Origin of the sequence: Paracoccus litorisediminis (assembly GCF_009711205.1) — a bacterium.
GTDB classification, from domain to species: domain Bacteria; phylum Pseudomonadota; class Alphaproteobacteria; order Rhodobacterales; family Rhodobacteraceae; genus Paracoccus; species Paracoccus litorisediminis.
The window spans coordinates 19,814-32,545 of sequence record NZ_WMIG01000012.1; the positions used below are offsets into that span (position 1 = coordinate 19,814).

12 protein-coding genes are annotated in these 12,732 nt (G+C 63.8%); 1 reads left to right on the forward strand and 11 read right to left on the reverse strand.

What is annotated here, in order from left to right; genetic code table 11:
• Positions 1-26: 26 nt before the first annotated feature.
• From GL300_RS17390 to GL300_RS17415, 6 genes are all read right to left on the reverse strand, one after another.
• Positions 27-839 carry an ABC transporter permease gene (locus GL300_RS17390; RefSeq protein WP_155040931.1) on the reverse strand — a complete coding sequence of 271 codons (813 nt, stop codon included), beginning with the start codon at positions 837-839 and terminating at the stop codon, positions 27-29.
• Positions 836-1,867, reverse strand: coding sequence for an ABC transporter permease (locus tag GL300_RS17395; protein ID WP_155040932.1), 1,032 nt, complete (start codon positions 1,865-1,867; stop codon positions 836-838). The genes GL300_RS17390 and GL300_RS17395 overlap by 4 nt, the downstream gene beginning before the upstream one ends.
• Positions 1,860-2,954, reverse strand: coding sequence for an ABC transporter ATP-binding protein (locus GL300_RS17400; RefSeq protein ID WP_246195233.1), 1,095 nt, complete (start codon positions 2,952-2,954; stop codon positions 1,860-1,862). The genes GL300_RS17395 and GL300_RS17400 overlap by 8 nt, the downstream gene beginning before the upstream one ends.
• Before the next feature lie 62 nt (positions 2,955-3,016).
• On the reverse strand, positions 3,017-4,132 hold the full coding sequence (locus GL300_RS17405) for an extracellular solute-binding protein (protein WP_192337006.1): 1,116 nt from the start codon (positions 4,130-4,132) through the stop codon (positions 3,017-3,019).
• Positions 4,133-4,534: 402 nt separating this feature from the next.
• Positions 4,535-5,791 (reverse strand): D-amino acid dehydrogenase, encoded by a 1,257-nt coding sequence (locus tag GL300_RS17410; RefSeq protein ID WP_155040933.1) that lies wholly within the window; start codon positions 5,789-5,791, stop codon positions 4,535-4,537.
• 15 nt (positions 5,792-5,806) lie between these two features.
• Entirely contained in the window at positions 5,807-6,592 is a 786-nt protein-coding gene (locus GL300_RS17415) for an SDR family NAD(P)-dependent oxidoreductase (protein WP_155040934.1), read from the reverse strand.
• A 117-nt stretch (positions 6,593-6,709) separates the two neighbouring features.
• Here GL300_RS17415 and GL300_RS17420 point away from each other — a divergent pair, with 117 nt between their 5' ends.
• Entirely contained in the window at positions 6,710-7,636 is a 927-nt protein-coding gene (locus GL300_RS17420) for a LysR family transcriptional regulator (RefSeq protein ID WP_155040935.1), read from the forward strand.
• Between the two features lie 8 nt (positions 7,637-7,644).
• Here GL300_RS17420 and GL300_RS17425 read toward each other — a convergent pair whose 3' ends face one another.
• The 5 genes from GL300_RS17425 to GL300_RS26210 form a co-directional block, all read right to left on the reverse strand.
• Positions 7,645-8,535, reverse strand: coding sequence for a polysaccharide deacetylase family protein (locus GL300_RS17425; protein ID WP_343043107.1), 891 nt, complete (start codon positions 8,533-8,535; stop codon positions 7,645-7,647).
• A 12-nt stretch (positions 8,536-8,547) separates the two neighbouring features.
• A complete protein-coding gene (locus GL300_RS17430; RefSeq protein ID WP_155040937.1) occupies positions 8,548-9,252 on the reverse strand; it encodes an SDR family NAD(P)-dependent oxidoreductase in 705 nt (234 codons plus the stop codon).
• 38 nt (positions 9,253-9,290) lie between these two features.
• The gene (betA, locus tag GL300_RS17435; protein WP_155040938.1) at positions 9,291-10,985 is read right to left on the reverse strand and encodes a choline dehydrogenase; all 1,695 of its coding nucleotides are present in this window, start codon (positions 10,983-10,985) and stop codon (positions 9,291-9,293) included.
• A gap of 72 nt (positions 10,986-11,057) precedes the next feature.
• Positions 11,058-12,494 (reverse strand): purine-cytosine permease family protein, encoded by a 1,437-nt coding sequence (locus GL300_RS17440; RefSeq protein WP_155040939.1) that lies wholly within the window; start codon positions 12,492-12,494, stop codon positions 11,058-11,060.
• Positions 12,494-12,658, reverse strand: coding sequence for a hypothetical protein (locus GL300_RS26210; RefSeq protein WP_170297701.1), 165 nt, complete (start codon positions 12,656-12,658; stop codon positions 12,494-12,496). Before GL300_RS26210 ends, GL300_RS17440 begins: the two co-directional genes overlap by 1 nt.
• Positions 12,659-12,732: the final 74 nt, after the last annotated feature.

A 12,732-nucleotide genomic window follows, 5' to 3' on the forward strand; every position in this document is an offset into this window, starting at 1 on the left:
ACGCGCTCCTGAAATAAGGCAGATGGTCATGCTTGGCGTGCAATCCCGCGCTTGCGCAGGACGCCCCAAAGCACGGCACAGATCACCGTCAGCGCGACGAAGATGATTCCGATGGCATTGATCATCGGGCTGATGCCAAAGCGCATCCGCGCGCCGATCTCGGTGACCAGGGTATGATCGCCGCCGATTGAAAAGATCGTGGTGTTGTAATTCTCGAAGCTTTGCAAAAAGGCGATGACGGCGGCGCTGATCATGGTCGGGCGCAGAAAGGGCAGGGTGATGCGCCGAAACGCCCGCGCCGGGGTTGCGCCAAGGTCAAGGGCTGCCTCTTCCAGCGTGATGTCCTGCCGTTGCAACCGGGCCATGAACATCAGCATCGCATAGGCCGAGATGAATGCCGATTGCGCCAGAATGGCGGTCAGGACGCCGCCAGAGACGCCCAGTTGCGACCAAAGCGTGACCGTCGCAATGCCGATGATCAGCCCCGGCGTGAGCAAGGGCGAGACCATGATGATGTAAAGCAACCCCGCCGAGCGCCGCCCCAGCTTTGACAAAAGCAAGGCCCCGGCCAGACCCATCGGCAGGGACAGCGCGACCACCGCCCCCGCGATCATCAGCGAATTGGCCAGTCCCGACCACATGCGGGCGTCCTGCCAAAGCGCGCTGAACCAGCGCAGCGTAAAGCCTTTCCAGACGGTGATCGAGGGGGGCGAATAGTCGTTCACGCCCGCCAGCATCATCGCGATCAGCGGCAGGAACATATAGGCAAAGAACAAAAGCATATAGACATGCAGCACCAGATCGCCTGCCTGTCTGCCGCCGCGCGGGGAATGCGTCATTTCGCGATATCCTTCAGGCTGACTTTCAACAGGCGCATCATCAGAAAGACAAAGATCATGCAGACGATCAGCAGGCTCAGCGCATAGGCCGCGCCGACATTCCAGTTGGTGGCCTCGAAGAAGCGGTTGTAGATCAGCTGGGTGAACCACGGCGCGGCGGTCCCCCGCGTCATGATATAGGGCACCGAGTAAGACCCGACCGACAGCATGAAGGTCATGATGCAGCCCACCGCAATGCCGGGGCGGGCATGGGGGATGACCACGCGCCGATGGATCTGCCAGACGGGCGCGCCCAGATCGCGCGCGGCCTCGATCTGGTTTTTATCCAGCGTTTCCAGAACGTTATAAAGCGGAAAGACCATGAACAGGATATAGGCGTAAACCATGGCGATAAAGACGCCCGCGCCGCTTTCCAGAAACGGCACGGCAGGCAGGCCCAATGCGCTCAGGACCGCGTTCACCGGCCCATTCGGGCCAAGCAGCATCTGCCACGCGAAGATGCGCAAAAGCTCATTGATCGCATAGGGCACGACCAGCATCAGCATGATCAGCGCGGCGGTTCTCGCGGTCTTGAGTTGCGCCACCGCAAAGGCAATCGGATAGCACACCACCAGCGCAAGGGCGGAAACCGCCAGCGAGGCCAGGATCGTGCGGACAAAGATCGCGAAATGCGCCGCACCCATCTGGCGGAAATTGTCCAGCGTATAGGTCTTGACCGGGGTGGTTTCGGCACGCTCCAGATCGGCGATCTGGGCTTGGATCGTGCTTGTCTCGGTGTCGATCGCCGCCAGCTTTTCCGGCTGATCCGCAACGGTGCTGCGGTCCAGCGCCAGCAGGTCCAGCCGGTTGTAAAGCCCGTCGATCTGCACCGACAGTTCGGCGGCACCCACGGGACGCTCCATCCGCCATAGGGATTTGTCAATCATGATGATCTGGGGCGCGGCGATCAGCCCCAATACCCAGACCCCCGAGAAGAACAGGATCAGGCAGGTCAACGGCCCGCCAAAGGCCCGGATAAGGCTAGTCATGCGAGATCTCGCCCTTGGGCAGGATCAGGGCCTCGGCTGCTTCAAAGCCCAGCCGGACCTCGCCCTCGGGCGGCGCACCGCGCCCGTCATTCGGCATATTGACCAACAGCTTGCGGCCTTGGGCCTCGGTGACGATCATCGACCATGCGCCTTCCATGTCGCGGCGCGTCACGCGCGCGGGAAGGGTGTTCTCGGCCTCCTCGCCGGGGGAAAGCGGGCGCAACCGCTCGGGGCGGATGAACAGCATGGCGTCAGAGGAAGCGGGCAGGGCATTGGGATTGCTTGCCCTCAGCAGGCCCAAAGGCGTCTCGCATTGGGCGATTGGGCCAGATTCGGTCAGCTTGCAGGGCAGGGCGTTCATCTCGCCGACGAAAGTGGCGACGAAACTGTCGCCCGGATGGTCATAGATCCGCGCGGGTGCCCCGATCTGGATGATCTGGCCCTTGTTCATGACAGCCACGCGGTCGCTCATGGTCAGTGCCTCGCCCTGATCATGGGTGATATAGACAAAGGTGATCCCGGTCCGCGCCTGTATCTGCTTGAGTTCCGCGCGCATATGCTGGCGCAGCTTCAGATCCAGCGCCGAAAGCGGCTCGTCCAGCAGCAGGACAGCGGGCTCGACCGCCAGCGCGCGGGCAATCGCGGCGCGCTGCCTTTGCCCGCCGGAAAGCTGGTCGGGCAGTTTCCCGGCATGGTCGGCCAAGGCCACGGTCGCCAGCAATTCCTCGGCGCGGGCGCGGCGCTTGGCGCGCGGCCAGCCCCGCATTTCCAGTCCGAAGGCCACGTTTTCCCAAACGGTCATCAGGGGAAACAGCGCGAGGTTCTGAAAGATCAGCGCCGTCGGGCGATCCGACGGCCCCAGCCCCAGCATCGAACGGCCGCCAATGCGGACATCCCCCTCGGTCGGCTCAAGAAACCCCGAGATCATGCGCAAAAGCGTGGTCTTGCCGCAGCCCGAGGGGCCTAGGATCGAGAAAAACTCCCCCGCCCTGATCGTCAGGTCGGTGGGTTGCACGGCCTGAAAACGGTTGAAACGCACCGATGCGCGCTGCAACTCGATTTCCATGCCGATCGTCTGGCCAGTCATATGGGACTCCGTCGCGATCTTGGGGGCGGCGCGGGATTGGTCGCGCCGCCCAGCCGGGGCAATCAGGCGTTGGTCAGCTTCTCGACATATTCTTCGCGCACGGTCGAGAACCAGGGCGTGAACATCGGCCACCACCACAGATTGTCGATGGCATTGCCGGAATAGGCGAATTCGAACGCGGCCCGGCTGGCCTCGGACAGATGCGGCGCGGTGCCGCCCGCGGCCGAGTTGTAGCCGGTATTATCCGCGAACATGGCCCCGATCTTGGGCGTCAGCATGAAGTTCAGCAGCTCATAGGCCTGCTCGATATTCTCGGCCCCCACGGGAACGGCGGCGGTGTCCATCCATGCCAGCGCCCCTTCCTTGGGCGAGGCATAGCGCCATTTCGGCGCGGCATCGGAATGCAGCTTGATCCCCGTCGTGTCCCATGTCTGCCCGATCGAGCAGCCGCCATCGGTAAAGGCCGAGGTGGCCTCGGTCGAGTTGTTCCAATACGAGCCGATATTCTTCTTATGCTTGGCCGCAAATGCCACGCAGGCATCGAAAATGCGGCGGGTATCGGCCTCGGTCTTGTAAAGGTCCATCGCCCGGTTCGAGGGCAGTTCGCCCGTTGCATCCAGATGGATCGCAAGGGTGATCAGGACCGATTTCTGGCGCATGGCAACCTTGCCATCCAGCCCGTCCTTCCACAGGTCGCCCCAGGACAGCGCGCCGGGGGCGAAGTCATGGGTCTCGCTGTCATAGGTGATGCCCTCGGTCCCCCAGCTAAAGGGGATAAGATAGCGCTTGCCACGCCGCGCCGCGCCCAGCGTCAGCGAGTTGCGCCACAAGGGCGCCTCGATCTGGTCGACCCGCAGACGGTTTTCGTCGATGGGGGCAAGCAGATTGCCCTCGTCGTAATTGGGGCGGGTGTCGACCGAGGGGAAGATCAGATCGAACCCCTTGCCGCCCGCGGCCCGCAGCTTGCTGACCGCTTCCTCATTCGAGCCATAGGTCGAGATGTTGATCTTGATCCCGGTCGATTTCTCGAAGGCCTCGACGATATTGGGCTGGAAGTAATCGCCCCAGGCAAAGACATTCACAGAGCCGGACGAGGCCAGCGAGCGTCGTGCAAAAAGCGGAGCGGCTAGTGCGGCGCTGCCCGTTGCCAGAAGCGCGCGGCGGGTGAGATCGGTCATGGACTTATCCTTGTCTGGACAGAGGCGGGTTCATGGGGAACGGACCTGCCGTGCAGGTCTGCGACGATGAAAACCCGTCGCAGCCAAGGGCCCGGAAGGCGAAACAGGCGTCTTGTGGAAGCCGGTCTGCGGGTGCTGGTGTTGCCTTCATGCGGGTCCTCACACGGCTGTGACGGGTGATGTCCCCGACATGCCAGCAATCCCCGATCTCGGATTTAGCCACTCAAATGGATTCTTGCTGTTCACTTTCACGCAAACGCAATATTCGGAGTCTGGTCACAGATATGTCCGTGAAAATAATATGTTGCGGTCGGTCTGGCCGCCGCAACATGGGGTCGGATTTCGACCTTTTCGACCAGTCGTTGGTGCTGGCCAGTTTCACGTCTGGGGCGTCGTTCGCGCTCAGGCAGCTTTGCGCAACACCGACACCATAAACGGGCCTTTCCACTGCGCCGCGACCGATTGCGCGACGAGCTCGGCGGTGGCGGCGGACAGGGTCCAGCCCAGATGGCCGTGGCCGGTATTATAGAATACGCCTTCGCGCCGTCCCGGCCCCACCCGCGGCATCATCGAGGGAGTCATCGGGCGCAATCCGGCCCAAGGCACGCATTGCCGGGTCGAGACCTGGGGGAAATGCCGGTTCACCCATTCGACGATCGGACGGATGCGGCAGGCGCGGATATCGCGGTTCTCACCGGCGAATTCCGCGGTGCCGGCAACACGGAAGCGGTCGCGGCCAAGGCGGCTGGTGACGATCTTGGCCGCGTCGTCCAGCAGGCTCAACTGCGGCGCTGCGTTGCGCGACACCTCATCGGGCAGGTTCACGGTGATCGAGTAGCCCTTGACCGGATAGACATTGATCCGGTCGCCAAGCGCATGGGCCAGATCACGACTGCCGATCCCGGCGCAGATCACGATGGCGGCATGGGTGCTGTCTGCGACGCCCTGTGGTCCTTGAGCGCGGATCGCGATGCCCTGCGCGTCATGGCGGCAGGACAGGATCTCATGCTCCATGGCGAAATCGACGCCCATCCGGCGGCAGGCCTCGGCCAGACCTACGGTGAACAGATGGATATCCCCGGTCGCATCGCCCGGCGTGTGAAAGCCACCGATGAAGTCGCCCTTGAGGCGCGGTTCCATGCGACGCACCGCATCGGCGTCCAGTTCGACCCGCTCGACCCCGCCCTTGGCCAGCAGATCCGAGACGCGGCGGGCATGGTCCATCTGCCGCTGATTGGCGTAGAAATGCAGGATGCCCCGGTCGTCGCGGTCAAAGGCGATGCCCTCGGCGCTGGCGATGTCTCGCATCCGCTGGCGCGCGGCGACGGCCAGACGGGCGGTGGCCGTGGTATTGCTGCGATAGCGCGGAATATGGGCCAGAAACTCGGCCAGCCAGCTGTATTTGTGCCAGCTGGGCGACAGGCTTAGCGACAAGGGCGCGTCAGGCTTCAGCATCCATGACAGGCCCTTGATAATGGTCGAGGGATGGTTCCAGACCTCGGCATTCGAGGCCGAAAGCTGGCCGCCATTGGCAAAGCTCGTCTCCATCGCGGGGTAGCGCTGGCGGTCATAGACGGTGACGGGAAGGCCGCGCGAGGCAAGCTCATAGGCGGTGGTGATGCCGGTAATCCCGGCACCGATCACGGCGATCGATTGCATCATTCACTCCGATATTCAGGCCAGAACTTCGCCGCGATCGACCATGATCGCCTGTCCGGTGATGTTCTTGGCCGCGTCCGAGGCGAGGAACAGATAGGTCGCGGCCATGTCCTCGGGCTCCATCAGGCCGGGCAGGATCTGGTTGCCGACGATTTCATCGAGCAGATCAGCCTCGCTGCGGCCCGTTTCCACCGACATCCGCGCCAGCGAGCGCATCGAGGCGACCGTGCGCACCCAGCCCGGACAGACGCCGTTCACGCGGATGCCGCGCGGGCCCAGTTCCTTGGCAAAGGTCCGGGTCAGGCCAAGGCTTGCATGTTTCGAACTGGCATAGGCGGCGAAGCCCGGCTCGGAGGTGCGGCTCCAGATCGAGCAGGTATTGACGATATTCGCGCCGGGACGCGTCATCAAAGGCAGGGCCGCGCGGGTCATCAGGAATGTCCCGGTCACGTTGATATCGACGATGCGGCGGAAGTCGCTTTCGATCTGCAGGGCATCACCGCCTTCAAGCGGGGTCAGCAGTTCCAGCCCGGCATTGTTGACCAGAACGTCGATCCGGTCGAGCTGCGCCACGGCACCGGCAACCGCCTCGGCCGAGGTGATATCGCAGGCTAGCCCCCGCACCGCCACGCCGCAATCCTGCGACAATTGGGCTGCGGCGGCGTGGACATCCTCGCCTTCGGCCAGAATGGTCAGATCGGCCCCGGCGCGGGCAAAACCCGTCGCCACGCCGTAACCGATGCCACGGCTGGCGCCCGTCACCAGCACGCTTGTGCCGCGAAAATCAAAACTGGTCGTCATCCCTACCTCCTGATCTTGTGGCCAGCATTTCCCGGTTGTCCGCTCCGGAAAAATAGGAAAAACTGGCATTCACTTCGAAATATCCGATATGAATGTGGTACCAATCCGGGGGAACCAATGCGCCGCCTGCACGATGTCGATCTGAAATTGCTCAGGACGTTCAAGGCCATCGTCGAGGCGGGCGGGCTATCGGGCGCGCAGGCGACACTGAACAGTTCGCAATCGACGCTATCGACGCAGCTTGCCGATCTGGAGAAGCGGCTGGGCTTTCGGCTGTGCCAACGCGGGCGGGGCGGATTCGCGCTGACGCCTCAGGGGCAGAAACTGCTGGACGCGCTCGAGGATTTTCTTGCCGCCGCCGATCATTTCCAGAATGAGGCGGCCTCGATCTCGGGCGAGATGCGGGGCGTGCTGCGGCTGAGCGTGGTGGACGCGATGCTGTGCAATGCGGCATGGGATCTGTCCGCGATCCTGCGCGACTTCAATGCCCGCGCCAAGGCGACCCTGATCGAACTGTCCGCGGCCTCGCCCTCGGATATGGAAAGGCTGGTGGCCGAGGGCAAGCGCGACATCGCCATTGGCCCGTTCTTTCGCCGCAATGCCGGGCTGAGCTATGTGCCGCTGTTTCAGGAACATCACGCGCTGTTTTGCGCGGCCGCGCATCCCTTGGCGCGATCAGGGCCGGTTCAGGCCGCGACCCTGCGCCAGCACGCTTTCGTGGCGCGCGGCTACCTGCATCGCTATGACGTCGAGCGGGTCGGCCATGTCGAACCGGCAGCCCTAGTCGATACGATGGAGACACAGGCGCTGCTGATCCGCTCGGGGCGGTTCATCGGCTATTTGCCCAGCCATTATGCCCAGACCGTTGACGGGCTGACCCGGATCGAGACGGTCGAACCCGTCGATTATCTGTCCCCGATACAGCTGGTCCACAGCACCGGGGCCTCGGAAAACATCCTGATCCGCAGCTTTCTCAACCGCGTGGCGGAACATCCGTTGCGGCTGGACGGACCGGCGGGGCAGGGGCCGATCCGTCCGTTTTAAGGGGGCGTTCAGCGCCCCAGATGCACCGGGCGCTGGTAATAGGGCAGGTTCTCGACCCGCACGCCGCGCCCGGCGCGATGCTCGGCCTGGACGTGGCGGGCGATGTCTTCAAGCGGCGCGAACCAGACATCGTCGCGGGTCCGCACCTGTTCCAGCCATTTTTCCATCTGCATCCAGCGCGCCAGACGCCCGGTCAGGAAGGGATGCAGCACCGGCATCCAGAAGCCGCCCGCCTCATAGGCGGCGTCGAATTCCTCAAAAAATGCGCGCAGCCCGTCCGAGGGGGCCCGCACCGGCATCAGGTAGCCGATCTCGGCGTAATGGGCGAAGGGGGGCCAGTCGTCATTGCCCCAATGCACCGGCATCTCGATCAACTCACCCGCATCGGTGCGCATGACATAGGGATTGTCATCGGCCATCAGCGAGCTTTCATACAGGAAGCCCCGCGCGATCAGCCGGTCGATGACCTTCTGCGTGACGTTATAGACCGGGGCGCGATAGCCGCGCGGCTTCTGGCCGGTCATCGCGACATGCACATCGGTGGCCTTGTCGAACCAATATTCCTGCTCGGCATCGGATTGCGCCGAGGGGTCCTCATGCAGGTAGCTGTGATGGGCGATCTCGTGGCCGCCCTGCAGGATCGTATCCACGGCCTGCGGATATTGCTCCATCACCCAGGCGGGCATGAAGAAGGTCTGCTTCAGGCCGAGGCGGCGATAGGTTTCAACGATGCGCGGCACGCCGACGGTCGGGCCATAACGGCCCATGCTGATCGGGGACAGGCGGTCGAAACCGTCGGTGGGCCGCGAGATATGGATCAGGCTGTCCGCATCGACATCGAAGGTGATGGCGCAGGCGCAGCGCGCGCCATTCGGCCATTGGATCTTGTTGCTGAGGATCATGGGGTTTCCTTAGTGCATCGCCGCGCCGCCATCGACGCTGTAGCATTGCCCGGTGATGAAGCTGACCTCGGGAGAGGCGAGGAAGGCCGCGACCGCCGCGATCTCGCGCGGCTGGCCGATGCGACCCAAGGGATTGGCGGTCTCGACCGCCTGCTGTTCGGGGGTCATCTGGTCAAAGGCCAGAAGCGGCGTCTCGACCGGGCCGGGGGCGACGGCATTGACCAAAATCCCGCGCGGCGCCAGTTCCCGCGCCCATGAGCGTGTCATGGTCAGCGCGCCGCCCTTGGTTGCGGCATAGGCCGACAGGTTCTGCCGCCCCAGATAGCCCAGTTCCGAGGCGATGTTCACGATCCGCGCGCCGCGCTCCATCAGGGGCAGTACGGCTTGGGTCACTAGGAAGGGCGCGCGCAGATTGACCGCCAGCATCAGGTCAAGCGCCGCCAGCGTCTGTTCGGGCAAGGGGGCCTCGATCAGCACCCCGGCATTGTTGACCAGCACATCCACCCGCGCCGTCATCGCGGCAAGGCGTTCGCCCGCCGCGGCGATCTGGGCGGCGTCGGTCAGGTCCAGTTGCAGCCATTCGCCCACCTCTGGCTGATTGCGGTCCAGCACGATCACCCGGCAGCCATCGGCCAGCAGCCTTTCGCAAATCGCCCGCCCGATGCCGCTGGCCCCGCCGGTGACCACTGCCACCCGTTTGTCATTCGCCGTCATTTTTCTGCCTTTCGTGTCTTATTGATTTCGGGATGCGATCACCGGGCCGTCGCGCTTATCTGCCGGACCGGCGTGCCGGTCCGCTGGCGGGTTTCCCAGCCCTCGGCCAGCCCGATGGGGGCGTTCGATGCGGGCAGCGGCGGCTTGCCAAGGATCAGGTCCGAGGCGCGCTCGGCCAGCATGATCGTAGGTGCGTTCAGGTTGGCGTTGGGCTCACTCGGGAAGACCGAGGAATCGATCACCCGCAGCCCCTCAAGCCCGTGGACGCGCAATTCGCTGTCGACGACGGCCATGGCATCCTCGCCCATGCGGCAGCTTCCGCAGGGGTGATAGGTGCTTTCCATGGTCTGGCGGACAAAGGCGTCGATCTCGTCATCGGTCTGGACATCGGCGCCGGGGGCGATTTCCTCGGCGCGGAACGCGTCCATCGCGGGCTGGGCGATGATCTCGCGGGTCAGGCGGACGCAGCGGCGGAAGCCCTCGCGGTCCTCCTCGCGGTCAAGATATTTGAACAGGATCTCGGGATGGATGCGCGGATCGTCCGAAACGGCGCGGACATGGCCGCGGCTTTTGGGCTTGTTCGGCCCGGTCAGGACCATGAAGCCATGGCCCTTCAGCGGCTGCTTGCCGTCATAGCGCATGGCGGCGGGCAGGAAATGGAACTGGATATCGGGCCATTTCACCGTCGCATCCGAGCGGATGAAGCCACCGGATTCGAAATGGTTGGAAATCCCTAAGCCCCGCTTGAACAGCATCCATTCGACGCCGATGCGCAGCTTGCTGAGCAGGCCCATCTTGCCATTCAGCGTGATCGGTTGCTTGCAGGCATATTGGATATAGATCTCGGAATGGTCCTGCAGGTTTTCGCCGACGCCGGGCAGGTCGTGGCGTATCGCGATGCCCGCCGCTTGCAGCACCTTGCCCGGCCCGATGCCTGAGCGTTGCAGCAGATGCGGCGATCCGATCGGCCCGGCCGAGACGATGACCTCGCGCCGGGCCAAAGCGATCTGGATCTTGCCGTCCACCTCGAACTCGACCCCGGTCGCGCGGCCATTTTCCAGCAGGACGCGGCGCGTCATCGCATGGGTGACGACGCGCAGGTTCGGGCGGCTCATCGCCGGTTTCAGATAGGCATTGGCCGCCGACCAGCGCACGCCGTCCTTGACGGTCATATGCATCGGGCCAAAGCCCTCTTGCATATGGCCGTTGGGGTCCTCGGTCCCGATATAGCCCGCCTCGATCCCGGCATCGACAAAGGCGCCATAAAGCGGGTTGGCCATGCGATTGCCATTGTTGACATGCAGCGGCCCGTCATTGCCGCGATATTCATCGCCGCCAAAGGCAAAGGTCTCGGCCTTGCGGAAATAGGGCAGGCAATGGCGATAGCCCCAGTCCCGCGCGCCAAGGCTTTCCCATTCGTCGAAATCACGCGGATGGCCGCGCATATAGACCAGCCCGTTGATCGAGGACGATCCGCCCAGCACCTTGCCGCGCGGGCAATGGATGCGGCGACCGTTCAGGCCCGGCTCGGGGGCGGTCTCATAGCGCCAGTTGTATTTGGTGCCGTTCATCGGGATCGACAGCGCGCTTGGCATCTGGATGAAGACGCTTTTGTCGCTGCCGCCGAATTCCAGCACCAGCACCTTGTTCGCGGGGTCCTCGCTGAGCCGGGCGGCCAGAACGCAGCCTGCCGAACCCGCGCCGACGATGATGAAATCATAGGTTTCGGCCATGGCCGGTCCTCCTCTGTTCAGATGGGAATGCGATGCCGCCGCCCGCCGCATCGGGGCGGGCGGTGGATCGGTTCAGGGTTTGCGCGGGTAGCCGCCCCAGCCGCGCGGCTGCGTGATCGCCTTCGTCAGCGCGACATGCACCAGCGCCGCCGCCACGCAGGACGGGATCGAGGCGCTCAGCCAGACAAAGACCGGCAAATGGTCCAGCGTCTGCGGGTTGAAAATCACCACATAGACCAGAACGCCCACTGCCAGCGCAACCAACCCCGCCGGATTATAGCCATGCCAGAAGCCATAGGCGTGGTCATGTCCTGGGGTGAAAAGCGCGCGCATATCAAGGCGTTGGCGGCGCAGATAGAAGTAATCGGCCAGACCGATCCCCGCCAGCGCGCTGTTTAACGCCGAGGTCCAGACGAGGAAGCGGAAGAACCCGTCATAGACGCCGGGCGTGAACAGAACCAAGCCCAGCGGGATCAGGCAGAAGACCAGACACAGGACTTCCCAGCGCAGGCGGCGGATCGCGTCGGTGCTGACCTGCCGCAAGCCGATGACCGAGGTGTAAAGGATATTCGCCATGCTGGTGATATTGGCGAAGGCGACAAATCCCAGTGCAATGACACCCACCGCCACCCCACCGATCTGCGCCATCCAGATCGTCGGGTCGCTATTGCCAAGCGCCACCGCGGCCAGCAGCCCGACCACCTCGCCCAAGGCCGCCGCCGCGAAAATGCCGATCAGGTTCGGCCAGACGGCGACGCGCTCATTGCGGGTCAGCCGCGCAAGGTTGCCGATATAGGGCCACCATGACATTCCGGCCGCGATATTCACCTCGACCGCGATCATGAAATTGGCGGCGCGGCTGTCAAAGGGCGGGTCCAGCGGCGGCAGGCTCATCAGTTCCGAGAATGAGCGTTCGGACAGGATCAGCCACATCATCACGATCATCAGGATGACCAAGGCGGGCGAGACGATCATGTTGAAGAACTTGATCGAGGTCGGCCCCTTGGCCACGATGAACCATGTCAGCAGGATCGCGCCCACCCCGGCGATGGTGACCGCACCGCCCGAGGTCGCAGCCGCCGGATCGCCGCCTTCTATCAGCGCGCCAAGACCGCTGATCGAGCGTCCGAACATCAGCCCCAACACCGCAAGCCAGCCCATGGTCAGGACGATCACCGCCAAGACATAGACCAGCCTGCTGCCATTGCCGCCAAAGGCGCTGCGCAGAAAGACGAATTGCTCGAGCCCGTAGCGCCCGGTCGCGACGCAGGTCGCAAGCGCGGTGATGGCGACGCCGATCACGTTGCCGATGACGATGGCGGCGATGCCCTCGCGCGGGCCGACGAACAGCCCGACCGCGCCGCCGATCAGAAAGGCCCAGGTCGCGATGGCAAGGGCCGAATTGGCATAGGTGAATTCCCAGAACCCCCACAGCCTCTCTGAGGGCAGTAGCGGCAGGTCGCCGCGTTCCGCCGCAAGGCGGTAGTCCCGGTCTTCGGTAGCGGCCATCAGATGCCCCCCCACGCCCAGAACCCGCCAGCCAGAACCACGACCATGGCGACCAGCGCGGTGTAATCCACCATGCCCAGCCGCCCCGCGATCCCGCCGTTCTGTTCCAATTCCTCATAGACGCGGATGCGTCTTTCGATCTCGTCGTCCCATGCTGTCGACATGGCCATACTCCCCGTTGCGAAGGTTTTTCCCTTCGATGTTCTGAGATGCGGGCACGGGACGTCCTGATCTGGCA